This is a genomic window from Flavobacterium psychraerolatum (genome assembly GCF_025960985.1).
In the GTDB taxonomy this organism is placed as follows: Bacteria; Bacteroidota; Bacteroidia; order Flavobacteriales; family Flavobacteriaceae; genus Flavobacterium.
Genome location: NZ_JAOQMX010000058.1, coordinates 1 through 24,254 on the forward strand (window position 1 = coordinate 1; position 24,254 = coordinate 24,254).

Annotated in this window: 20 protein-coding genes and 1 riboswitch; of the genes, 16 read left to right on the forward strand and 4 right to left on the reverse strand. The window is 34.7% G+C overall.

The window, feature by feature from the left end:
* The first annotated feature begins 255 nt into the window (after window positions 1-255).
* The 7 genes from M2326_RS16025 (at window position 256) to M2326_RS16055 (ending at window position 10,152) form a co-directional block, all read left to right on the forward strand.
* Entirely contained in the window at window positions 256-1,209 is a 954-nt protein-coding gene (locus tag M2326_RS16025) for an aldo/keto reductase (protein WP_264620555.1), read from the forward strand.
* A 364-nt stretch (window positions 1,210-1,573) separates the two neighbouring features.
* A complete protein-coding gene (nirB, locus tag M2326_RS16030) occupies window positions 1,574-4,087 on the forward strand; it encodes a nitrite reductase large subunit NirB (RefSeq protein WP_264620556.1) in 2,514 nt (837 codons plus the stop codon).
* 59 nt (window positions 4,088-4,146) lie between these two features.
* The gene (gene nirD, locus M2326_RS16035) at window positions 4,147-4,524 is read left to right on the forward strand and encodes a nitrite reductase small subunit NirD (protein WP_264620557.1); all 378 of its coding nucleotides are present in this window, start codon (window positions 4,147-4,149) and stop codon (window positions 4,522-4,524) included.
* 35 nt (window positions 4,525-4,559) lie between these two features.
* Window positions 4,560-5,144 (forward strand): DUF4202 domain-containing protein, encoded by a 585-nt coding sequence (locus M2326_RS16040; protein ID WP_264620558.1) that lies wholly within the window; start codon window positions 4,560-4,562, stop codon window positions 5,142-5,144.
* A 4-nt stretch (window positions 5,145-5,148) separates the two neighbouring features.
* The gene (locus M2326_RS16045) at window positions 5,149-6,957 is read left to right on the forward strand and encodes an ATP-binding protein (protein ID WP_264620559.1); all 1,809 of its coding nucleotides are present in this window, start codon (window positions 5,149-5,151) and stop codon (window positions 6,955-6,957) included.
* Between the two features lie 274 nt (window positions 6,958-7,231).
* A complete protein-coding gene (locus M2326_RS16050) occupies window positions 7,232-7,888 on the forward strand; it encodes a response regulator transcription factor (protein ID WP_264620560.1) in 657 nt (218 codons plus the stop codon).
* A 782-nt stretch (window positions 7,889-8,670) separates the two neighbouring features.
* Window positions 8,671-10,152 carry an MFS transporter gene (locus tag M2326_RS16055; protein WP_264620561.1) on the forward strand — a complete coding sequence of 494 codons (1,482 nt, stop codon included), beginning with the start codon at window positions 8,671-8,673 and terminating at the stop codon, window positions 10,150-10,152.
* 87 nt (window positions 10,153-10,239) lie between these two features.
* Here M2326_RS16055 and M2326_RS16060 read toward each other — a convergent pair whose 3' ends face one another.
* From M2326_RS16060 to M2326_RS16070, 3 genes are all read right to left on the reverse strand, one after another.
* Window positions 10,240-11,211, reverse strand: coding sequence for a T9SS type A sorting domain-containing protein (locus M2326_RS16060; RefSeq protein WP_264620562.1), 972 nt, complete (start codon window positions 11,209-11,211; stop codon window positions 10,240-10,242).
* A 174-nt stretch (window positions 11,212-11,385) separates the two neighbouring features.
* Window positions 11,386-12,417: a YncE family protein gene (locus M2326_RS16065; RefSeq protein WP_264620563.1), complete on the reverse strand. Its 1,032-nt coding sequence runs from the start codon at window positions 12,415-12,417 to the stop codon at window positions 11,386-11,388.
* A gap of 3 nt (window positions 12,418-12,420) precedes the next feature.
* The gene (locus M2326_RS16070; protein ID WP_264620564.1) at window positions 12,421-14,217 is read right to left on the reverse strand and encodes a TonB-dependent receptor plug domain-containing protein; all 1,797 of its coding nucleotides are present in this window, start codon (window positions 14,215-14,217) and stop codon (window positions 12,421-12,423) included.
* 72 nt (window positions 14,218-14,289) lie between these two features.
* A riboswitch (cobalamin riboswitch) is annotated at window positions 14,290-14,523 on the reverse strand.
* Between the two features lie 288 nt (window positions 14,524-14,811).
* On the opposite strand from M2326_RS16070, the gene M2326_RS16075 reads away from it, so the two are divergent.
* The 8 genes from M2326_RS16075 (at window position 14,812) to M2326_RS16110 (ending at window position 23,485) form a co-directional block, all read left to right on the forward strand.
* A complete protein-coding gene (locus tag M2326_RS16075; RefSeq protein ID WP_264620565.1) occupies window positions 14,812-15,516 on the forward strand; it encodes a Crp/Fnr family transcriptional regulator in 705 nt (234 codons plus the stop codon).
* Between the two features lie 325 nt (window positions 15,517-15,841).
* Window positions 15,842-17,101: an alginate export family protein gene (locus M2326_RS16080; RefSeq protein WP_264620566.1), complete on the forward strand. Its 1,260-nt coding sequence runs from the start codon at window positions 15,842-15,844 to the stop codon at window positions 17,099-17,101.
* A 30-nt stretch (window positions 17,102-17,131) separates the two neighbouring features.
* Window positions 17,132-18,508, forward strand: coding sequence for a CmpA/NrtA family ABC transporter substrate-binding protein (locus M2326_RS16085; protein ID WP_264620567.1), 1,377 nt, complete (start codon window positions 17,132-17,134; stop codon window positions 18,506-18,508).
* Between the two features lie 283 nt (window positions 18,509-18,791).
* A complete protein-coding gene (locus M2326_RS16090) occupies window positions 18,792-19,880 on the forward strand; it encodes an ABC transporter permease (RefSeq protein WP_264620568.1) in 1,089 nt (362 codons plus the stop codon).
* Between the two features lie 168 nt (window positions 19,881-20,048).
* Window positions 20,049-20,888 (forward strand): ABC transporter ATP-binding protein, encoded by an 840-nt coding sequence (locus M2326_RS16095; protein WP_264620569.1) that lies wholly within the window; start codon window positions 20,049-20,051, stop codon window positions 20,886-20,888.
* 134 nt (window positions 20,889-21,022) lie between these two features.
* Window positions 21,023-21,844 carry an ABC transporter ATP-binding protein gene (locus M2326_RS16100; protein ID WP_413603276.1) on the forward strand — a complete coding sequence of 274 codons (822 nt, stop codon included), beginning with the start codon at window positions 21,023-21,025 and terminating at the stop codon, window positions 21,842-21,844.
* A 235-nt stretch (window positions 21,845-22,079) separates the two neighbouring features.
* Window positions 22,080-23,123: a tyrosine-type recombinase/integrase gene (locus M2326_RS16105; RefSeq protein WP_264620570.1), complete on the forward strand. Its 1,044-nt coding sequence runs from the start codon at window positions 22,080-22,082 to the stop codon at window positions 23,121-23,123.
* A 164-nt stretch (window positions 23,124-23,287) separates the two neighbouring features.
* Window positions 23,288-23,485: a hypothetical protein gene (locus M2326_RS16110; RefSeq protein ID WP_264620571.1), complete on the forward strand. Its 198-nt coding sequence runs from the start codon at window positions 23,288-23,290 to the stop codon at window positions 23,483-23,485.
* Here the strand turns inward: M2326_RS16110 and M2326_RS16115 are convergent.
* Complete coding sequence (locus M2326_RS16115; protein ID WP_264620572.1) at window positions 23,471-23,629, reverse strand: hypothetical protein; 159 nt, start codon at window positions 23,627-23,629, stop codon at window positions 23,471-23,473. The two genes, M2326_RS16110 and M2326_RS16115, sit on opposite strands and share 15 nt — an antisense overlap.
* Window positions 23,630-23,698: 69 nt before the next feature.
* On the opposite strand from M2326_RS16115, the gene M2326_RS16120 reads away from it, so the two are divergent.
* Window positions 23,699-23,998: a hypothetical protein gene (locus M2326_RS16120; RefSeq protein ID WP_264620573.1), complete on the forward strand. Its 300-nt coding sequence runs from the start codon at window positions 23,699-23,701 to the stop codon at window positions 23,996-23,998.
* Window positions 23,999-24,254: the final 256 nt, after the last annotated feature.

Consider the following 24,254-nt stretch of genomic DNA (forward strand, 5'->3'; position numbering starts at 1 on the left):
GCTTATAAATCATTCGAAAACCTCAAAGAAAAATTAAATTTTGTCCTGACTAATTTCGGAACAAAATACGACATTAAATTTTGACCATTACTTACCTTTAAAATCCGTACTATAGAAAATACTTTTGCAATCCAATCCTTCCTATTACCTACACAAAATAGCCTCACATAAAACCCAGACTTGCTCTTTCAAAATGGAGCCTTAGGACTTGCCAATAAAATTTATTACATTTAGATACATTTGAAACAAAAAGATATGGAAACGCTTAAAATCGGACTAGGAACTGCGGCAATTGGCCGACCTCATTATATCAATATCAGAAACGCAACAACAGCAGCTTTTGATTTGAAGTCTTTTAAAAAGAAAGCATTTCAGGTTTTGAATGCGGCTTATAAAAAAGGGATTCGTTATTATGACACAGCTCCTGGTTACGGTATTGCAGAACAAATCGTAAGCGAATGGATCAAAACCAAAAACGATAGCACTATTGAAATTGCCACCAAATGGGGCTATGTTTATACCGCCAATTTTGACCTCAATGCTGATATCCACGAACTCAAAGATCACGGGGTTGATCAACTAATAAAGCAATGGGAAGATTCAAAAATACTATTCCCTAATCTTACCACCTTACAAATCCATTCGGCTACCTTTGAGTCGGGTGTACTAGAAAATGATGCCGTGTTGCAAAAAATGGCAGAGTTAAAATCAATACAAAATATCCATATCGGCTTGAGTGTATCGGGCGATAACCAAGTCGAAGTTTTAAAGAGAGCCTTAGAAATTAAAATTGATGGCCAACCGCTATTTGAAGTTTTTCAGGTTACCTACAATATATTAGATCAAAGCTTACATTCGATTATTGAACTTATAAAAAAGAATAAAAATCGTATCGTCATAAAAGAAGCATTGGCCAACGGGAGAATTTTACCAAATGCAGATTACCCTCATTATTACAAATTATACAGCATCTTGGAAGGACTTGCAAAAAAACATAAAGTAGGTGTTGACGCGATTGCATTGCGATTTTGCATTCAGTCAATAGACCCCTTTATGGTACTTAGTGGGGCCTCGGAGGTGCAACATGTAAAGGATAACCTAAAAGCGAATACTTTTGAATTATCGCAAGAAGATCTAGATATCCTATATTCCTTCAAAGTAAAACCATCCAAATATTGGTCCGAAAGGAAACAATTGCAGTGGAATTAATCCGGTACAATTATAATTAAATAAGCTGAACTACTCAATTTTGTTAGGAAATTTATTTTTGAACAGAAATTTTAAAAACTACGTATTTACTTCTATCAAAAAAAGTATCTACGTATTTTTTTTTCGTGAAATCTTCAAAAATCCTCAAACAACTGACTGATTATCTTTTATAAATATTTATTTTCGAACAAAAACACATTAATAAGGCTTACTATTTGATAATAAAACTAAAAAATACTACGAAAAAATCATTTTACAAAGGTAACAATTAAGAATTCTCAATAAATAACACAAAAACAAATTCTTAGTGCTTTTATTAAGTAAAACTACTTATATTTGCTACGTAATACTTAATAATGATATTATGATCAAAATAATAGTAGTCGGAAACGGCATGGTGGGGTACAAATTTTGCGAAAAATTTATTTCAAAATCTGGACATGAAAAATATCAAATTACCGTATTCGGTGAAGAACCAAGACGTGCTTATGACCGTGTTCATCTTAGTGAATACTTTGCAGGAAAAACTGCTGATGATTTATCTATGTCATCCGCAAATTGGTACGAAGAAAACAACATTTTATTAAACACATCGGAATTAATTACCGATATCCATAAAGAGAATAAAACCATTACTACTCATTTAGAAAAAACACATTCTTATGATTATTTAGTGTTGGCTACAGGATCTTCTGCCTTTGTCCCTCCTATTGAAGGGGTAGAAAAAGAAGGGGTCTTTGTATATAGAACGATAGAAGATCTTGATGCTATCATGACGTATGCTAAAAAAATAAAGAAAAATGGCGCGACGGAAGCAGCCGTTCTTGGTGGTGGATTACTCGGTCTAGAAGCTGCAAAAGCAGTTCGTGATTTGGGTTTAAATCCTCATGTCGTTGAATTTGCTCCCCGCTTGATGCCAAGACAATTGGATAAAGGTGCAAGTGATATGCTACAATCAAAAATTGAAGCATTGAACATAGGGATATACTTGAACAAATCAACAAAATATATAGCTGGAGAGCATGCAATTACAGGAATGATGTTCGAAGGTGATGATTTACTAAAAGTAGATATGTTAGTAATTTCTGCCGGAATCAAACCAAGAGACGAATTAGGGAGAGGCGCAGGTCTAGAAGTAGGCGTACGTGGTGGTATTGTAGTCGATAATAAGATGCAAACCTCCGACCCAAATATCTTTGCTATTGGAGAAGTAGCATTGTACAACCACATGATTTACGGATTGGTGGCACCAGGTTACGAAATGGCAGATGTCGTTGCCGAACAAATTTTGGGTTCAGACAAAGTCATGAGAGAAACTATTGATATGTCCACTCAATTGAAATTGATAGGCGTAGAAGTAGCTAGTTTTGGTGATCCTTTTATCGAAAATGATGAAGTTACTGCTATTATTTTCGAAAATAAATTCAATGGGACTTACAAAAGAATCAACGTTACCAAAGATGGAAAAACACTATTGGGAGGGATTCTAGTAGGAGATTCGAGTGATTACAATGGTTTATTCCAAATTTATAGTAATGCAATGGCGTTACCTCCAAATCCCGAAGACTTGATTCTAGGCGCTAGAGGTGGCGAAACTTCTACTCTAGGAAGCGCAATGGACTTACCTGATACGGCTGTAATTTGCTCTTGTGAAAACGTAACCAAAGGTGCTATTTGTTGCTCGATTACCGATGGAACCTGCGAGACCTTGGGTGACGTAGTAAAACAAACCAAAGCAACTTCTGGTTGTGGAGGTTGTAAACCAATGGTTGTTGACCTTGTAAAAGCAGCTCAAAAATCTATTGGAAAAGAGGTAAAAGAAACCATTTGCGAACATTTTCATTACACAAGACAAGAATTATTTGATATTGTAAAAATCAATAAATACACCAATTTTTACGAAGTAGTAGATCATCACGGAAATGGAGATGGCTGTGAGGTTTGCAAACCGATTGTCGCCTCTGTATTTTCAAGTATTTATAATGATACTGCCAACAAACACGTTACTACCCAAGATACTAACGACAGGTATTTGGCCAATATTCAACGTAACGGAACCTATTCTGTTGTACCAAGAATTGCAGCTGGAGAAATTACTCCCGAGAAATTAATGGTCATTGGTGAAGTCGCCAAAAAATTTGATTTATATACCAAAATAACTGGAGCGCAACGTATTGATTTGTTTGGTGCAACCCTAAATGACCTACCTGCAATCTGGAAAATATTAATCGATAACGGTTTTGAAAGTGGACATGCTTACGGAAAATCATTAAGAGCTGTTAAGAGCTGTGTGGGTAATGCTTGGTGCCGCTATGGTATGGATGATAGCACTACTTTTGCAATTGAATTAGAAAACCGCTACAAAGGAATTCGTTCTCCTCATAAATTAAAAGGTGGTGTCTCTGCTTGTATTAGAGAATGTGCCGAAGCCAGAGGTAAAGATTTTGGTATCATCGCTGTCGAAGGTGGATGGAACTTATATATCTGTGGAAACGGTGGCGCCAATCCTAAACATGCTGTTCTTTTGGCAGAACAAATAGACAAAGAGACAGTTTTCAAATACTTGGATCGCTTCTTAATGTACTACATACGTACTGCAGGCCCACTAGTACGTACCGCTACTTGGTTGGAAAAACTAGACGGTGGGTTGGATTACCTGAAAGAAGTAATTATTCATGACCGTATTGAAATTTGTGAAGCATTAGAATCAGAAATGCAAACACTTATTGGAACCTACGAATGTGAATGGAAACAAGTACTTGAAAAACCAAGGTTAATGAAACGTTTTAATCACTTTGTAAACTCTGAGGATAAAGATGAAAACATAGAATATGTACCAATAAGAGACCAAAAAATGCCAAAATCTTGGAATTTTTAAAACAAAAAATGTTATAAATTAAGCTGAAAGCACGTTGCAAAAGCTAAAAAATAAAGAATATGGAAAACGTACTAGCCAATTATAAAAGTGTTGCTTTAGAAGATGTCAAAATTTGGTTTAAAGCAGGAACTCTTAAAGACTTCCCTAGCAATAGAGGAGGTTGCGTAAAATATAAAGACAAACAAATAGCCGTTTTTAACTTCGAAAGAAGAAATGAATGGTACGCTTGCCAGAATGTATGTCCTCACAAAATGGAGATGGTGCTCTCTAGAGGAATGACCGGTTCGGCAGATAATGTTCCCAAAATTGCTTGTCCAATGCACAAGAAAACATTTTCGCTAGTGGACGGTACCAATTTAAATGGTGAAGATTATTCGATAGCAACCTATCCTGTAAAAATCCTTGAAGGCGAAGTATTGATTGGGTTTATCGATTAAATATGTATCTTTGAAGTATCCAAAAAATACTCCAAATGACAACAGCCTTTCAACAAGCAAGCCAATGGATTGATGCCGAAAACGCACAAGATCCCAATATAGAAACATATGAATCCGTAAATTTTGCCAAAGAACTATTATACTCTAATAGAATGTTTGCAAAACTTATGGATTTTTGTCCTTCTGCCTCCGAAGCAGTTCAGATAGCATCCAAAGCACAACACATTTGCCGTTGGAAAATAGCCCGTAACTCCTACCCTATGGATCGCGTAGGTTACTTAAAATGGAGAGAAGACTTGAAAAAATTTCATGCTCAAACCACTGCCAAAATTCTTAAAAAATCTGGATATGACAGTGAATTCATCGATAGAGTAACTTTTCTTATCGAAAAAAAATTACTCAAGAAAGACAAGGAAACACAACTACTAGAAGATGTAATTTGCTTGGTTTTCATGGAATATTACTTACAGCCTTTTGTTGAAAAACACGACCGAGAAAAACTAAAAAATATTATTCTAAAAACGTGGAATAAAATGTCTGAAGAAGGTCACGAAGCCGCTTTAAAAATCAACTACACGAGTGAAAATCTTGAATTAATTAAAGAAGCGCTCGACCTATAAACCTATGACAAAAAGTATATCAGAATCTGCTAAAAGTTTTAATTTCAAGCCATTAAAACAACGCTATATTTTTGCTTTAATCACCATTGCCATTACGGTTATGTTGAGTCAGTTATTGATTCAATACAATATCAATACCCAACTGGACGATTCCCGATTAATCAACATTTCTGGTAAACAAAGAATGTTGAGCCAAAAATTAGTAAAAGAGATTCTGATACTCAATGCCATAACCGATTCGGTTAAAATACATCAACAAATTCACAATATTAAGCAAACACTCTCCATTTGGGAATCAACTCAAATAGCTCTTCAGTTTGGAAACCACAATCTAAAACTTCCAAAGGATCACAGTACAAAAATGACGGATTTATACAAAAACATAGATCCAAATTTTAAAACAATCATAAGTACAACCGACCTTATCTTGAAACAGCGAAAAATAGGTGGAAGCCCAATCGAAAATAAAAATTTAATTAAAACTATCCTTGATAATCAGGTTGTTTTCCTAAAGAAAATGAACCAAATTGTAGGACAATACGAGCGAGAAGCTTTTCATAAAGTAACCCTACAGCGCAATACAGAGTACGGAATTTTGACCTTCACCTTAATGGTTTTGCTGTTGGAATTTCACTTTATTTTCAGACCCACTAATAAAAATATAGAAGAACTTATTTCGAAACTATTGACCTCTGAGAAAAAAGCACTCAAACTAGCTTACAATGCTGAGATTTTGAGCGAAGCCAAAGAAAATTCGGTAAAAGAATTGAAATCGCTCAATTACGCCATGGAGAATACCTTACTATATTGCCGTGTTGCCAACGATGGAACCATCATTCACATTGGTGAAAAATTTGCAAAACTAATTCACTACACAGCTTTTCAACTTGATAAAAAGTTTTCTGAAGTTTTAACTCCTATCGAAAAAGAACAACTGTTTTTGAATCGAATGATTACCGAAAAACGGAAAAGTGGCTGGCAAGGCGAGCTTAATTTGACTAACCATGATAACGAATCGGTTTGGCTAGATTTGTCCATGATACCAGTAACGATTCGAAAACAAGAATCAGAGTTATTAGTCATTTGTTTTGATATTACCGTTCGAAAAAATGCTGAGCAAGAAGTAGAACGATTGAATGCCGAAAACATAGCCGAAAAAATCAACCAACAAAAAATCATTTCGAGCAGAATAGTAGAAAATCAAGAAAACGAACAAAACCGTATCGCAAGAGAAATTCACGATGGGATTGGTCAAATGTTAACGGGTTTGAAATTTAGCTTAGAAAGTATTAACCTAGACGATAAAGAAAAATCAACCCAAAAAATAGAGTATCTCAAAAAACTATCGCTAGACATTATCAAAGGGGTCAGAACTGCTACTTTCAACCTAATGCCACCCGAATTGAGTGACCATGGTATAGTATCTTCTCTCGGAAAACTCACACTTGAACTATCCAAATTAACAGGAAAGAATATTCTTTTTTATAACAAAAGTAATTTTGACCAACGACTAGATTCATTAATCGAAATAAATTTGTACCGACTAACCCAAGAAGCGATCAACAATGCCATAAAATATGCTGATTCCTCTCATATTATAGTGCAACTTTCTCACAGTAGTAATTTACTAAGTATCACGATTGACGACAATGGAAACGGTTTTGACCTGAGCACCGTAGACCAAAAGAAAACCAGCGAATCTGGAATGGGATTACTATTTATGAAAGAAAGAATTCAATACATCAATGGCCGTGTCTTTTTTAACTCGATCATTGGGGAAGGAACTCGCATTACTTTTAATATTCCGATTTAGATAAATTTGAATACAATGGCACAGAGGCTACCTGTATTTTAGTCTACTGTTGATTATCCAATGCAAATACAACTCATTTTTCTTGTAAAACTGCAGCTTAGTACTTATATATTGCTAATGCAACTTATCAAAATCCCCTACAGACTACCATACAGTTATAGTCACTAAATAGACGACGCTATATTTTTTTCGATAACTAATCAATAATTACGTATATTGCAATTTATTTTAGTGTTAACTACGTAACACTTCCCTATTTAAACTTAAGTATATTATGAGTGATATTATTCGAGTAGTTCTAGCAGATGACCACGTTTTTGTACGCGATGGAGTCAAATCGTTGTTAGAATCCGAGGAGAACATTATAGTAGTTGGCGAAGCCACAGACGGCCTCGAAGCACTTATTATTGTTGAAGAAACCAAACCCGACTTATTGATTATCGACATTCGCATGCCTAATATGACAGGTATAGAAGCCGTAGATCAACTACGTAAGGATGGTAACTTTGTTAAAACAATTGTACTCTCTATGCACGATTCTGAAGAGTACGTACTCAAAGCTATTAATGCTGGAGCCGATGGATATTTATTAAAAGGATCAAGCAAAGAAGAGTTTCTAAAAGCCTTACATATCGTAAGCAATGGTGGTAAATATTTCACAGGTGATATTTCTTCAATTTTGATTAAACAATTATCTAACGGCGGAACTATCGAACAAAAAAGTCCAATGGCAGAGGAATTGACGATTACCAAGAGAGAAAAAGAAATCTTAAAATTATTACTCTCAGGTAAAGGAAATAAAGAAATTGCAGAAACCCTCGAAATCAGTAAACGTACTGCAGAAGTACACCGTTTCAACTTGATGAAGAAATTAAAAGTCAAAAACTTAATGGAACTTTCGAACAAAGCAACGGAATATTCTCTGTTGTAAATCTAGAATTTCAAAAAAAAAATCCTTTCCTTCAAAAAAAAATTTGAAGGAAAGGATTTTTTTTGTTTTTTTTTTAATAATATATGAGAATTGATCTTTCGCCAATCACAATTCAATAGAATCGGATTTTAACCCAATTACCCGTATAACACAAACTGGTCTTTAGACAGAATAATGATATTATAGCTAAAGCAGTTTCTATACATAAATCATAAACATCGGGATTAATACCGATGTAATTCAACTATTTTATACCCTTAATTGTACATTGAAAAATCATTCCGTAGGTTTGAAAATCTATTTCTATTCGTACTATTGGTTTCAACTTTTTTTTAGAATTCCTCCTGCTATTCCATATACTACAATTCAGTAGAATCGGGCTTTAATACGATTAGGCAATAGCGACCTCACAGGGCTTTAGCCAAAACAATTGTAACAAAAATTTTGCACCTCATCAAATATTCCTTTCCGTAAACAATCCAATCGAAACACAATTTTGCATGAGGGATAGAAAAGGAAATCCTTTTTTGGGTCTTTTTTTTCCCCAAAAAAGATTGGAACGTATAGCCCGACCCGCGTTTTTCAGCGGGACATGCCCAAATGAACTATCCCTTTTCAATGAATAAAACTCAAAAAACGAACCTAAATACACGAAAAACTCAAAAACAGCTACTAACTACGTATATATACGTAAAACTACTTATTGTTTTTACAAAACCTGTGTTTTAGCAGGTTATAACTAGCGCATACTACTTACCTTTGTGAAAAAAATATAAGTATATATGGAAAATTCAACTTCTTTATCAAAATCCCACCGAATGTTATTCCTTAACACCCTTGCATTCACAATATGTTTTGCTTGTTGGACATTAAATGGTGTATTAGTTACATTCTTAGTAGACAAAGGTATTTTTAACTGGAGCGTCGTTCAAGTAGGATGGTTATTGGGAATCCCAATCTTAACCGGTTCTATCATGCGTTTACCAATAGGAATCCTAACCGATAAATATGGAGGGAAATATGTTTTCGCCACCTTACTTCTCTTATGCTCTATTCCTCTTTTCCTTTTACCCTTGGCCGATAGCTTTTTCATGTTTGCTATTTTAAGCTTTTTGTTTGGATTGGTAGGAACCAGCTTTGCCGTTGGAATAGGTTATACTTCCATTTTTTATCCAAAAGAATGGCAAGGTAGAGCATTAGGGATTTTCGGAATGGGTAACGCAGGTGCCGCTATTACAACCTTTGTAGCGCCATCATTACTAAATCAATTCTCGATTGCAGACCCTGAAAACGGATGGAAAATGCTTCCAATAGTTTACGGAGCTGTTTTATTAGTCATAGGATTGATCTTCTTGTTTTTTGCAGAAAACAGAAAATTAGAAAAATCAAACCGTACGATTCCACAAATGCTTACTACTTTAAAAAGTGCCAGAGTTTGGCGTTTTGGAGCGTATTACTTCTTAGTATTTGGTTGTTTTGTAGCGTATTCGCAATGGTTATTACCCAACTTTATGAATGTTTACTCAACAAGTTTGGTTATGGGTGGAATGTTTGCCACCATGTTTAGCTTACCATCTGGAGTAATTCGTGCCTTTGGAGGATATTTGTCTGATAAATTTGGAGCTCGTAAAGTAATGTATTGGGTACTAAGTTCTTCAGTTATTTTGAGTGCTTTGTTGATGATTCCAAAAATGGAAATCACCACTGCAGGACCAGGTGTTATGGCTGGTAAAAAAGGAATCGTGACCGCAATCTCACCAGAGAAAATATCTATTGGAGACAAAGAATATGCCATTGATTCCAAACCAGAAGCCACAGAACAAGGAAATATTTTTCCAACTAAGTCCTCTTGGCAAAAAGTAATTGTGGAGCAAAACCAAGAAGTAAACAAGAAAGAATTAATTGCCAAAGGAGTAACAAGAATCAACTTTGACGCCAATATGTGGGTGTTCTTAGTCTTAGTAATCTTGATTGGTATTTCATGGGGAATCGGTAAAGCAGCAGTCTACAAACACATCCCAGAATATTTCCCTACCGAAATCGGTGTTGTTGGTGGAATGGTAGGATTACTAGGTGGATTGGGTGGATTCTTTTGTCCAATTATCTTTAGTTACCTATTAACTACAACTGGAATCTGGTCTAGTTCTTGGATTTTTGTATTGCTTTTCTCTGCTATTTGTTTGATCTGGATGCACATAACCATCACCAATATGATGAACGAAAAACAACCTGGAATGGCAAATCAAATCGATAGAAAAAATTAATATTAACTTCTTGGTTTTATAAAATAACAAATCCCGTTTTCAGATGATGAAAACGGGATTTTATAGTTAAACTCTACTTTAAACGGATTACTGCACGACAATCTTCTTGATTGTTTTTTGTTTCCCAACAACAAATTCGACCAAATAATTCCCAGGAACTAAATCAGAAACGCGCATTTCTTTTCCCTGTGTACTATTACTATTTTTAATCAAACGACCCGTAAAATCGTAAACAGTTACCGTAAATTCCTCCTCTGTTTCAATATACAAAACATCTGAAACAGGATTAGGATAAACAGAAAGCGAAGCAATAGCGTTAAAATTACTAACCGCCAAATTTTCGTTTTGATTGATAACACCCACTGCGTCTAAGTCAAACCCTCCAGAGGCAAAAGGAGTGCTATACAGTTCATTTATAATATTTCCTTTGCTATCATAAGAAGCATACAAAGGATCAATGGTACCAATAACATCTATTATTTTGATATGAGTGATTATATCTTTATTCAATAAAACATTATCTTCAAGATCTGATAAATCAAATGGCGTTCCATAATTGGATTTATACTTACCTGCAAGATTATGAATGTATGTTGCATTTACAGAACCAAAACCACCAATTTGAGTTGTAGTTTGTGTTTCGCTGTGCGAAGGGAATCTGAAAAAATGCACTCCATCTGAACTCACCTCAACAAAAGCTAATTCTAAAAAGGTATCCGAAAAGCCATTCTCAAAAACGGCAAAATCAAAACCATCTCCATTCATAATTGGCTTTGCAAAAGTTACAATGGCACTACCACCATCGCCCAAACTCACTACACCCGAACCATTGGGCGCGCCTAGAGCACTATCTGCTGTACCTACCGTAGCTACTGGTCCTGTTGGATTTTTGATATCTTGTGGCCCACGAGTAATTGTTGCTCCGGTTGCCCAAGCTTTAAAAACAGAACTTGTTCCTGCTATAGCCGTCGAACCTGCCTGTCCTGCTGGACCTGGATACGATTGTGAATACCCACAAATAGTCAATAAAAATAGACTTAAAAATAATTTTCCTTTCATAATTTCTTCTTTTTAGTGCATAAAAAAACCGTCTAAAAAGCCTATCTGCATCCAAGATCTATTACTTTTTTAAAATTTAGTATTAGATATTAGTTTTAGGATAGCTATTTAATTTTTCCCTTTGGGATAAAAAAAATACTTTTTAGACAGTTCTTATTTGATTATAATTTTAATTTATTTGTTTGAGTAAAAGTTATTTGGACCTTTGCCTACCGTAAATGTTTTAACCACAGTCCCTGTTGAATTGTACACCGTAACTGTACCATCGGCTGTAAATCCATTGGCATCTGCCGTATAGATATTCCCATCTATAACATTAAATCCATAAAAAGTAGAATAAGGAGTATACGCTACTGAGATTAAAGCTGTTTCAGAAAAACTAGTTGCGGTAGTATTCATCACATAAACTCCTGCACCACTTGTATAATAAATTTTATCTCCTTCAACATCCATGTTCAACGATCCTGTCAATGTGGTAGACTCAAAAGAAGTTGCCGTATCTGAAGAAGAATTAATTTTAAACAATTTACTTCTAGCTGAATTTCCGCATAAAACATACACCACTCCATTTTTTTCTTCGATAGAATTAACACCTTCTTCAACAGTAATGGTCGATACAATAGCTTTTGTTGTTGGGTTTACAACCGTTACTTGATTTCCGTACCCATAAGCACCATTCATTACGTATAACTTTCCGTTTGCAGTTACAATTTTTTCGGCTGTTTTATTCAACTCAATTGAAGCAATATAGCTGAATGTAGTTGCGTCATAAATAGTAATTGCTTTAGAAGTTGCATTTGTAACATACAATTTCCCGTTAAGAACAACACTAAAACGTGGATTTTTTATGTTTTCAGTTATCGTTCCCAAACTTTCAAAAGTATATCGATTTACTACTTCGACTTTGTTCGAATTATTTATAACAATATAGGCCTTGTCATTGTCAAAACTCATAGATTGTGCTACATCTCCTAATACTTTAGTTGGATTAACAGTCAAGAAAATATTGTTTTGAAATGTCAAAAAGTCATTTGAAATATAGGAAATTGATGCGTTTGGAGTACCATAATTCCCTTCATTCAAAATTAAAATACCGTTATCATAGGCTCCTAACGGAACATCATTTTCTGCAACATCATCCTTTGTACAAGAAGCAAACAAAAAGGCAATGGCAAGAATGCTTACATAGTGTTTTTTAAATTTCATTTTTTAATAATTAAGATTCAAATAAATAGTTAAATTTCGCCCAGGCATATAGCGGCTAGGTAGCGCTTGATAATTTTCGTTCCAAAGATTGGCTGCTTTTATACCTACTTTAAAAATATTTTTTTTGCTAAAATTATAATCAACCCCTACATTAGAAACAGTGTAAGCATTTAGAATATACTTAGGACTATTATCTGAAGTTGTAAAAACATCACCAGTGTACATCAACTGATAATAGGCAGCTACTTTTTTGTAATTGTATTGCAATGCTCCCGTAAGTTTATGGTATGGCACGTAGAAAAGTTGTTTTTGAGTTCTCTCGTCTTTTGAAACCGTATAAGAGTAGGTTCCACTAAAACCAAAACTATGCGAATTCCATTTTTTTGAATACCCCAACAAAGCTTCAGCACCATAAATAGAAACCTTATCGGCATTGATAGGTGACCAATTCCCGGAGTTTGTAGGCAACCACCGAATCATATCATCAATCTTGGAACCGTAAGCCGTAACTGTTGCTCGAAAACCATTATAGTGAAATTCATTTCCAATTTCTATTTGATAGGATTGCTCTGGTTTTAAATCTAAATTTCCGCTTCCGACCCAATACAAATCATTAAAGGTTGGAATTCTATAATTTTTAGAAAAATTAAACTTTAAGTCATACACTTTAGAAAAAGAATATCGAGATCCAACAGAAAAAAGCACGGGACTTTTATATACATTTGAGAATTCTTTCCTCAGACTTCCTTCGTAATTCCATTGCTGCGTTAATTGTTGTTTCCACAGAAGGCTCGCACCTGCAATGTCACGACTATTTTTTTCTATTCCAGAACCTGTTCCATTGTTCCTTGTATAATCAATAAGAGTTATTATTTTAGTATTTTTAAATACTGTATAATCAAGACTGTACTTTCCAATAAAGCTTCTCACGCCTCCAGAACTAAGTCCGTCCCTATTGATATCTTCAAAATAATTATAGTGCTCTGTAATGTAAGCCAACTTTAAATCGGTAGTAAAAATCCCAAATGAGCTGCCCCAACTCAGTAAATTTCGAGTATTAAAATCTTGGTATTTTGTTTTGGTTGCATTAGGAGATGTTAAGGAAAAATGACGTTCACCATCATAAATTTCGCTATAAAACTTCAAGCTATTCTTGTGATTTATTTTATACCCAAAAGCTACATCTAGCACATTATTATAATATTGACCGTTTAGATTTCGATCTTCTTTACCAACAAACTTATAATCATTATCCGAACTAGTGCGAGAAAAACTAGCATCAAAACTGATATTTTGGGTTGCAGCCGTTATTCCATATACCGCACTTAGCGTATTAAAATCACCGTAGTTAATTTGCAAATCATTGGTAAATGTATCGGTAAATTTTAAGTCATTATTCAAATGAATTGTACCACCAACAGCACCACTACCATAGACAACGCTTCCGCCTCCTGCTTTTACATCAATCGAATTAAAGCCACGAGTTGAGATGGTATTGAAATCGGTTTGCCCTAAAAGTTGTGAATTTATGTTTATTCCGTTCCAAATTACTGCTGTTTGCTGTGCCGAAGTCCCTCTAAAAGATGGAGAAGAAACCATTCCTAGACCATTTTCTTTAAAATAAAGTACCGTGTTGTAATTTAAAAGTGAGGTAAGCGAAGCGCCATTTCGACTGATTAAGGAGTCATTCAAATGCTGAATAGACTGCGTATTCTTAAACTGTTTAAGGTAAGTGTCTGAAACGACAACTTCCTTTAACTTATGGATACTGTCCGATTGTGCCCATACAAACTGGCACATCAAAAATAAGATGTAAAAAATCGAGTTATTTCTTGTCATAATACTTGAAACCCCTTTTTCCCGAGAGATTTATATTAGTTAAGAAAAAAGGCAGGTCTCCTGGCTTGCGTCTTGTTGTTTACCTTCTCATTCGCAAAGGCGAACAATGGTCGTGTAGATAACAACAAGCTTTCTAGCTTACAGTTGCGGGAACAGCTCAGGATTTTAGATTAATTTTTATTGGCAAAAGCAATGATTAATCTACTACCTGATTCCCTTTTAATGCTCTTTAAAATTAAAAAAGCAACCTCAATTCGAGCGCAAATGTAGTTTTATATTTGGCTTTAAACTAAATAAAAATTGTATTTTTTTTCACAGTTCGGACACATCTACCCAAATTGGAAGGCTTTATTTTGGTCTAAATTAATAAAACAGCAATTGCAAAACCAATATAAATTAGTGTCTAATTTTGCTTAATAAGTAGAATAACCCAATCAAATTACCAAATTCTCAAATACACAAAAACGAATTACTTTAATCGATATAAATAAGTACAAATACGTATTTTTAACTAAATTTGTTAGAAATAGAAAATTCTTCTAAAACTGAAATGTCATGCAAAGATTAAATGCCGATTGTAGTACTTGTGAAAATGCAAGCTGTTTTATAAAAAAACACCTGCATCTAGAAAAGATGCAAGATTTTATATTGCAAAAAAATACTTTCGCTTGCAAAAAAGGTCAGCAGTTCATGATTGAAGGCGCACCAATACAAGGGTTATACTTTTTATACCAAGGAAAAGTAAAAATTATAAAAACGGGAATTTATGGCAAAGAGCAAATCGTCCGTTTGGCAGTTCAAGGAGACACAATAGGATTTAGAGGATTTGGAACAAGAAACCGTTACCTCATTGGAGCGGCTGCTATAGAAGATACTGTATTATGTAACTTCAGTAATGAAATCATGGAAAGCATACTCAAAATCATTCCTGAGTTCACTTATGACATGATGTTATTTTACGCTGAAGAACTCAATAAAAGCGAAAACAAAGTAAAGAAAATTGCTCAAATGAATGTACGTGAAAGAGTAATTGACACCTTATTACACTTATACAACAAATTTGGACATACCAACAATTTAATCAATGTAAGCTTATCACGCAAAGAAATTGCGGATTTTGCTGGAACTACAGACGAACAAGTAACTCGTATTTTCTCCAGTCTCAAAAAAGAATCCTTAATTAACACCGTAGGCAAAAAAATCAGCCTTATACAAATTAATAAACTACAGGGAGAAATCATTGAACACAAGCAATTCTAATTTCTCACTACATATACTCTATATAAAGCTCATTTTTAATGAGCTTTTTTTATGCCTTGTACTCAAAAACTAATTACCTAAGTACTTCTACTTGAAATATCTACTTTAGAAAAGCATGAAAAAATAACATCAAAAAACACTGTAAATCAATACATTAATCTAATTGTATGCGAAAACACACTTTTTTCATTGCACAAAGCACAACCAAACTAACGCTAAAAAACTTAGTATTCCTTGCGCTTTACAGTTTTAGTAAGTATAACTACGTACGTATATTTGCCTTATCAATAATTAGAAAAACAAATATCAATCTAAACCCATTATTATGAAGCTACTTAAAACAATTTCCTTTTCAGTATTAGGATTAATTAGCGCTACTACCTACGCACAAGAATTTAACGCCGACATTCAAATTAGACCACGTTATGAATATACAAACGGTTTTGGAACTTTATTAACTCCAACAACTGAACATACTTCTTTTATAGGGCAACGTTCTAGAGTAAACTTAAACTACGGTGATTCTAAATTAAAAGTAAAAGTGGCTTTGCAAAACCTACGTACTTGGGGAGATAGAAATACGATTCCAAAAAGTGATGTAAACGGAGTTGCCATTTATGAAGGATGGGCACAATACAACTTTGACGAAAAATGGAGTACAAAAATTGGTCGTCAAGTACTATCTTATGATAACCAACGTATTTTAGGAGGTTTGGATTGGGCCAATCAAGGTCGTAGCCATGATGCTGCTTTAATCACTTACAAAGACAGTAAAAATCAATTGGATTTAGGATTTGCATTAAATGCAGATAACGAAAACAAAGTCGCTCCATCTACTCCATACAACACAGATCACAAAAACATGCAATATGCTTGGTACCATACCAATGCAAACAAAGTAGGATTGAGTTTCTTGGCAATGAACGTAGGTAGGGATTACTTAAAAGCTCCTGCTGAAATTGAAACCAATTACAATCAAACTTTAGGTACATATATAACCTATAAAGGTAAAAAGGTAGCTTTAGACTTTAGTTTTTACGGACAAACAGGAAAAATTGGAACTAACAAAGTTTCTGCCTACAACGCTTCTGCCAATGCAGCTTTTGCACTAAGTTCAAAAGTAAAAGCAACTCTAGGATATGAATTTTTATCAGGAAAAGATCAAAACGATTTAAGCACAGATGTAAAATCATTCAACCCTCTTTTTGGTACCAATCACGCCTTCAATGGTTTTATGGATTATTTCTACGTTGGGAACCACGCAGGTTCTGTAGGATTGCAAGATGTATCGTTAAAATTGGATTTCCCAATCAAAAAAGTAAATATGTCCTTAACTCCACACCTATTCTATGCGCCAAATAAAGTATTCGCTGGAGCGGTAGAACAAGATTCTTACTTAGGAACAGAGGTTGACTTAACAGCTGCTTACAAACTTTACAAAGATGTTACGGTTGTCGCAGGATATTCTCAAATGTTTGGATCAAGCACGATGGAAACCCTTAAAGGCGGAATTGCAGGAACTACCAACAACTGGGCTTGGGTAATGGTAAACATCAATCCACAAATCTTTTCAAGTAAAAAATAATCAAGTTATAAAGAACTAAAAACAAATAAGATGAAAAAATTAGTATTTAAAATTTCATTACTAGCCATAACTGCTTTAGGAGTTATCAGCTGTAAAAAAGACGCAAAAAAAGAAGGAGCAGCAGCAGAAACTGCAACCGCTTCAACAACAGAAAAATTAGCATTAGAAAAACCACAAGTAACTTTAGGTTTCATCAAACTAACCGATATGGCACCGCTTGCCATCGCCAAAGAAAAAGGATTCTTTGAAGACGAAGGACTTTTTGTAACACTAGAGGCACAATCAAACTGGAAAAACGTTTTGGACCGTGTAATTGATGAACAAATTGATGGTTCGCACATGTTAGCAGGTCAGCCTATCGCTGCAGCGGTTGGATTTGGAAGACAAGCCAAATTGGTAACGACTTTCTCCATGGACTTGAACGGAAACGCGATTACAGTTTCTAACGATGTTTGGTCTAAAATGAAACCTTCTTTACCTTTAAAAGATGGAAAACCAGTACACCCAATTAGTGCAAGTGCTTTGGTTCCTGTAATCAAAGAATACAAAAACGCGAACAAACCATTCAAAATGGGTATGGTATTCCCAGTGTCAACGCACAATTACCAATTGCGTTATTGGTTGGCAGCAGGCGGAATCAACCCTGGAATGTACACCAAAGACAATGCACAAGGTATGATTAATGCCGAAGCGCTTTTATCAGTAACTCCACCACCACAAATGCCAGCAACTCTGGAAGCAGGAACAATCAACGGATATTGTGTAGGAGAACCTTGGAACCAACAAGCAGTTAGTAAAGGAATTGGAGTTCCGGTAATTACTTCAAATGACATTTGGAAAAACCACCCTGAGAAGGTATTTGTAATGACTAAAGCATTCGTAGAGAAAAATCCAAATACAGCCATTGCAATTACCAAAGCTTTAATCAGAGCTGGAAAATGGTTGGATGATCCAAAAAACAGAGACGAAGCTGTAAAAATATTATCGAGTCCTGCTTATGTAGGTGCAGACGAAGCGGTTTTGAAAAACTCTATGACAGGAACGTTTGAATATGAAAAAGGAGACAAACGTGATGCTGCAGATTTCAATGTGTTTTTCAAGCACAACGCAACTTACCCTTTCTATTCTGACGGAGTTTGGTACATGACACAAATGAGACGTTGGGGACAAATTACAGAAGCACAACCAGCAGATTGGTACGCCTCAAAAATCAAAGAAGTGTATTTACCAGAAATTTGGACCAAAGCAGCTGAATTATTAGTGAAAGAAGGAAACTTAGAGCAAACTGATATTCCAACAACCGACGGTTACAAAGAAGCAACATCTGACTTTATTGACGGTCTTCAATACGACGGTAAAAAACCATTGGAGTACATCAAGAGTATGAAAATTGGGAACAAGAGTTAAGGTGAAAAAGTTATGAGTTATGGGTTGTGAGTTATGGTAGACGTGGTTAGTTGAACCTACTCGATCTAAAAACTTAAAACAAAATATTAAGCATTTAAAATTGAGGATGCTGTGATGGTGTCCTCAATTTATTTCAAAAAAACAAAACAAACAATCTGGTAAATAGTTTCTTTTATTATTTACTTACATTTTAAAGCTAGACGAATTATTTTAAAAAGTTCTGATTCACATTTCACGAAATACAATCCCTTTTTAAAACAAACATTATTAAATAAAACAGACTATGAAGACATTAACAATAAAAACCGTGAATTTTATGGGATTGGGTTATCTAGAACCTCTCATTCGATTAGTAACAGGTGAAGAAGTGAAAAAAAATGCAATAGACACCTTCAAAAGAATACTTTTTCCTTTGCTATCTGTACTTCTATTTATTCTTTTATGGCAATCATTTTCTAATTATTTAGCTAATGTTGATTCGCAAATAAAAATCGAAAAAGCATTAAAAGATCAAGGGCCTGAAGCAGCAAAAAGATTAGAGGATTGCATCGCTTCTGGAGATATCAGCTGCAGACCCAATTCGCTACCTTCACCATTAATGGTGGCAGGCGCTTTAGGTAAATTATGGGACGATCACCTAATAATGGCTACTAAAAAAGCGGATTTTATAGACAAATATTCCACCATTAATGCTGAAAGAATTGCCAACGGAGAAACTGAAATTGTGTACACAGGACGTCCATCATTCGTAGACCAAATAAAAACGAGTTTGAAAACCGTTTTTGCTGGATTCTTATTATCGATTATTATAGCAGTACCTCTCGGAATCGTATTGGGATTGAGTGATACCTTAAGAACTTCATTCAACTGGTTAATCCAAATTTTAAAACCCGTTTCTCCTGTAGTTTGGTTATTACTAGTTTCGATGATTGTAAAAACAATGCTAACGAATGTTGATGTCGAAAAATCATTTGTAATCTCTTTTATCAGTGTTGGGTTATGCTCCATGTGGGCGACTTTGGTTAACACCAGCGTTGGAGTTTCATCGGTTGACAAAGATTTTATGAACGTTGCCAAAGTATTGCAATTGGGAACTTTCAAGAAAATATTCAAGATTATCCTTCCTTCTTCTTTCCCGATGATTTTTACGGGACTGCGCATCACGCTTTCAGTAGCTTGGATGGTATTAATTGCGATCGAATTATTAGCACAAAGTCCAGGTTTAGGATCTTTTGTTTGGGAAGAATTCCAAAATGGTTCTAGTGATTCGAATTCAAAAATTATTGTTGCCATGTTTGTCATTGGTATCATCGGATTCATGCTAGACAGAGTGATGATGATTTTCCAAAAATTACTAACGTTTACGGATTAGAGAGTTACTAAGTTGCTAAGAGGCTAAGTTTCTAAGAAAAATAGTCACTTAGAAACTAACAACTTAATGTATAAACAAACTAAAGGGCTTAGCAATTATGATACACCTGCTCTAAAGAACTTAGAAACTTAGGCACTCAGAAACTAAGCCACTTAAAAAAAGAAAAACATGGCATATTTAGAACTAAAAAATGTTTGTAAATCATACGGTGAAGGCAAGAACAAAACCGAAGTTTTAAGAAACATCAATTTAAAAATAGAAGAAGGCGAATTTGTAGCTATCGTAGGATTTACAGGAAGTGGAAAAACTACTTTGGTCAATTTATTAGCTGGATTAATCGAACCCGATTCGGGTGAAATATTATTCAAAGGACAACCAATATCAGGAACCAGTCATGAACGTGGCATTATTTTTCAAAACTACTCTTTGCTTCCTTGGTTGAGTGTTTATGAAAATATCGCCATGGCAGTGAAAGCAGTTTTCAAAGACTGGTCAAATAAAGAAGTAGAAGCGCATGTCATTTCTTTTATCGAAAAAGTAAATCTTGCTCATGCTACTCATAAAAAACCAAGAGAACTTTCTGGAGGAATGCGCCAACGTGTGGCGGTAGCAAGAGCTTTGGCCATGAAACCCGAACTAATCTTGATGGATGAACCGTTGGGCGCTTTGGATGCTTTGACTAGAGGAAACTTACAAGAAGAAATCCTTTCGATTTGGAGCGAAGACAAACGTACCGCTTTGTTGATTACTAATGATGTGGACGAAGGCGTTTTTATGGCCGACAGAGTGATTCCGTTGCGACCAGGACCAAAAGCAACTTTAGGACCAGAATTTGACATTGCTATTGAACGTCCAAGAAACAAAATCGCTTTGAACCACAATGACAATTTCAAAAAACTACGAAACAAGATTATTGAGTATTTGATGGAGATTGGGCAAGAAAGAACTGCCGGACTGGAAGTTACGCAATATGAATTGCCTGATTTGGTTCCAATGAAATTCGATTAAACATTCTTCTACAACACAGATTAAAGAAATTAAAGTTATGCAACAAAGCTTTCACAGATTAATACCCATTACAGAATCTGATACTAAAAAAATCAGAATCAATCCTTTTAATCAGTGGCTAAAAATTAAAAATTATGATAGAAACTACAACGCATACACAAAATATACCCCGTGACCAGCAAGGGTTTGAAAAATACATGCTGGAACTATCCAATCTCACCAAGGTCTACCCTACTCCAAAGGGTGATTTTGTCGTTCTCGAAAATTTGAATTTAAAAATCAAAGAAGGGGAATTCGTTTCCATCATCGGACATTCGGGTTGTGGAAAAACAACTTTACTATCCATGATTGCAGGATTAAACCCTATTACAAGTGGCGAAATCATCTTGGACGGAACCCCAATTAAAGGTCCTGGACCAGATCGTGGCGTGATCTTTCAGTCTCCAAGTTTGTTGCCTTGGATGAGTGCTCTAGAAAATGTACAATTGGGTGTTGACAAAGTTTTTGCCAATGCTACTAAAAAACAGCGTCAAGACATTTGCAAATACTACCTTAGTAAAGTAGGTCTCGACGGCGCATTCGACAAAAAAGCCAAAGACCTTTCGCAAGGAATGAAACAACGTGTCGGAATCGCAAGAGCCTTGGCACTAAAACCTCAAGTTTTACTTTTGGACGAACCCTTCGGAATGCTAGATTCCTTGACAAGAGGAGAATTGCAAGATGTTTTGCTTGAAGTTTTGGACAAAGAAAAAACCACTGGAATTATGATTACACACGATGTTGACGAATCTATTTTCTTGGCCGATCGCGTGATCATGATGACCTCGGGTCCACGTGCACAAATTGGAGATATACTTGACATAACCTACAGCCGCCCCCGTAATCGTAAAGCTATTTTGGAACAGGAAACCTATTATAAAAATAGAGAACATTTAATCAATTTCTTAGAACATTAATTTTTTTTCTAAAATCTAGTGTTTTTAAATAACCGAACAGGAGTCGATTTCTTGTTCGGTTTTTTTTGTGCAACAATTACAATTAATTTATAAGCTGCATTGTTTTCTACTTACCATAATTGGCCTCAACGTTAACTTTATAAGAAAATTTATGATTATTTAAAAAACAAATTACAAGTTTTTTATTATTTTTTTTTAGACAAAATAGCTATCTTTATTTTATAAATTAATGGTAATGAACTGGTCAGCCAAATCTATACAGCACAAAGGCACGGAAAGAATAGCGGTTTATTTTGAAAAAAATACCGAATTAATCAACCGTATAAAACAAATTCAGGGTGCCAAATGGAGCAGTTCAAAAATGGTTTGGCATTTGCCCGATACTGATGAAAATAGAATACGGTTCAAAATAGTACCTAGGCAACAATTGCTACCATCAGCAGAGGGGATTGAACAAATTGAAAAATTCAAACGTCATTTGCGTTCACAACGCTATAGTGAAAGAACGGTTACCACCTACAGCGAAGCTTTAAGATGGTTCTTGGTATATTACCGCGATAAATCTATAGCCGAAATAACAAATATTGATGTTATAGACTATAATAATGACCATATTTTAAAAAATAATCTTTCGTCTTCCTATCAAAATCAAATAGTCAATGCGGTCAAACTCTTTTTTCAAACCGTCAGAGAAACCAAAATGCTAGTAGACAAAATTCACCGTCCAAAACGTGCCAAAGTTTTACCAAATGTACTTAGTAAAGAAGAAGTAAAGTTGATTTTGGAAGCACATAGCAATCTAAAACACAGAACAATGCTTTCGGTAATTTACAGTTGCGGCCTACGTTGTGGTGAATTGCTTGCGTTGAGACCACATGATATAGATTCAAAACGGAACATTGTTTTATTAAAAAATTCTAAGGGCAAAAAAGACCGTATAGTTCCCTTAAGTCCAAAGATATTAGAAATGCTACGAGAATATTACAAGACTTATAAGCCGCACTATTTTTTATTTGAAGGACAAACAACAGGAAAAGCATACGACGCTAGGAGTCTCCAATTGATCCTAAAGCAAGCCCTTACAAAAAGCAGCATAACTAAACCTGCCACATTGCACTGGTTGCGTCACAGTTATGCTACGCACCTGCTAGAAAGTGGTACAGACCTCAGATATATACAAGAACTCTTAGGGCATAATAGTAGCAAAACCACTGAAATATATACTCATGTAAGTACGAAAAGTCTACAGCAAATAAAGAGCCCTTTTGATGATTTATAAGTTTATTTACCTACATTTGATAAAAAAAAGCGAAACAAACCTTCGCTTTTGCACCTAAATATGGGTGGATAGGCGAAGGTTTGTTTCGCATATATACAAGTTAGCGGTCAGTTCGGCAGAACCTACGCAGAAAAAAGAAATAATAATTTTAAACAATTAATTAAATGAAAAAATTTATTCAACTAAAAGATAACCAAAATTTAGATGTTACAGTTTTTATTGAACACATATCATTTATTAGAAATATTGAAAACGGACACGGATATGCCGAAGGAAATACAATAATCTATCTGACTGATAAAAATTTATTTATTTATACACACTTGACTTATAATGAAGTTTTAGATTTAATTAACGGTTGATTTTTTGTCAATTTCGTGACGAATTAAACCTATCAAAACTGATTTACATAACGAAGCTTTTTTACCTTTTAAAACCAAAAGAATAGCTTCCATCAATTCTTGATGTTCGTTTGGTTGTTCTGTGTTTGATTTTTCTTGTGACATAATAATAATAATTTAAAAAATGCTTCTAACTTAAAAGGTGTAGAAACGAAACCGTAAAAACCATAAAAAATGAATCCTTTCATAATTCTAATAATTAGCGTCTTAATTCTTGCTCTTAATGTTTATTTCACACGTTGGGTTTTTAGAATTGAAGAGATAATTGAAATTCAAAAAGAACAGACTAAATTGTTGAAAAAAATTTCAGAAAACATTCATACAAATAGGAGTATTTCAGTTGAAGAACAAAATTCAAATATTCCTAATTCGTCAAAAATGTTATTTGATAGGAATGTTTGTCCTGTATGTCAAAACCCACTACATAAATTTGATAAAAATTGTTCTAATTGCGGACTAACTGTAAAAGAATAAACTGTACAAAAAGTAACCGAAAATTGGAATAAATAAAGAACCGAACCGCTAACAACAGTTTGTGTATAGTGGGGTTTTAGTGGAATTACCGTAGTCAATTACGTTTACGTTAAGCCGAAAATAATCTGCTCAAAACTCCCCACCATCCACAAGCTGCGAACCGTCAAACTGTCTAAAAACCTCTTTTTTTCAAAATTAATTTTAACCCAAATATTCTTCCTAAATATTTGTACACCAAATGAAATATGCGTAAATT

Coding starts and splice junctions, on each gene's coding strand:
- M2326_RS16075 (WP_264620565.1), top strand. CDS start 14,812: ATGCAAAGATTAAATGCCGATTGTAGTACTTGTGAAAATGCAAGCTGT.
- M2326_RS16095 (WP_264620569.1), top strand. CDS start 20,049: ATGGCATATTTAGAACTAAAAAATGTTTGTAAATCATACGGTGAAGGC.
- M2326_RS16110 (WP_264620571.1), top strand. CDS start 23,288: ATGAAAAAATTTATTCAACTAAAAGATAACCAAAATTTAGATGTTACA.
- M2326_RS16115 (WP_264620572.1), bottom strand. CDS start 23,629: ATGTCACAAGAAAAATCAAACACAGAACAACCAAACGAACATCAAGAA.
- M2326_RS16065 (WP_264620563.1), bottom strand. CDS start 12,417: ATGAAATTTAAAAAACACTATGTAAGCATTCTTGCCATTGCCTTTTTG.
- M2326_RS16045 (WP_264620559.1), top strand. CDS start 5,149: ATGACAAAAAGTATATCAGAATCTGCTAAAAGTTTTAATTTCAAGCCA.
- M2326_RS16100 (WP_413603276.1), top strand. CDS start 21,023: ATGATAGAAACTACAACGCATACACAAAATATACCCCGTGACCAGCAA.
- M2326_RS16025 (WP_264620555.1), top strand. CDS start 256: ATGGAAACGCTTAAAATCGGACTAGGAACTGCGGCAATTGGCCGACCT.
- M2326_RS16080 (WP_264620566.1), top strand. CDS start 15,842: ATGAAGCTACTTAAAACAATTTCCTTTTCAGTATTAGGATTAATTAGC.
- M2326_RS16090 (WP_264620568.1), top strand. CDS start 18,792: ATGAAGACATTAACAATAAAAACCGTGAATTTTATGGGATTGGGTTAT.
- M2326_RS16120 (WP_264620573.1), top strand. CDS start 23,699: ATGAATCCTTTCATAATTCTAATAATTAGCGTCTTAATTCTTGCTCTT.
- M2326_RS16055 (WP_264620561.1), top strand. CDS start 8,671: ATGGAAAATTCAACTTCTTTATCAAAATCCCACCGAATGTTATTCCTT.
- M2326_RS16050 (WP_264620560.1), top strand. CDS start 7,232: ATGAGTGATATTATTCGAGTAGTTCTAGCAGATGACCACGTTTTTGTA.
- nirD (WP_264620557.1), top strand. CDS start 4,147: ATGGAAAACGTACTAGCCAATTATAAAAGTGTTGCTTTAGAAGATGTC.
- M2326_RS16085 (WP_264620567.1), top strand. CDS start 17,132: ATGAAAAAATTAGTATTTAAAATTTCATTACTAGCCATAACTGCTTTA.
- M2326_RS16040 (WP_264620558.1), top strand. CDS start 4,560: ATGACAACAGCCTTTCAACAAGCAAGCCAATGGATTGATGCCGAAAAC.
- M2326_RS16105 (WP_264620570.1), top strand. CDS start 22,080: ATGAACTGGTCAGCCAAATCTATACAGCACAAAGGCACGGAAAGAATA.
- M2326_RS16060 (WP_264620562.1), bottom strand. CDS start 11,211: ATGAAAGGAAAATTATTTTTAAGTCTATTTTTATTGACTATTTGTGGG.
- M2326_RS16070 (WP_264620564.1), bottom strand. CDS start 14,217: ATGTGCCAGTTTGTATGGGCACAATCGGACAGTATCCATAAGTTAAAG.
- nirB (WP_264620556.1), top strand. CDS start 1,574: ATGATCAAAATAATAGTAGTCGGAAACGGCATGGTGGGGTACAAATTT.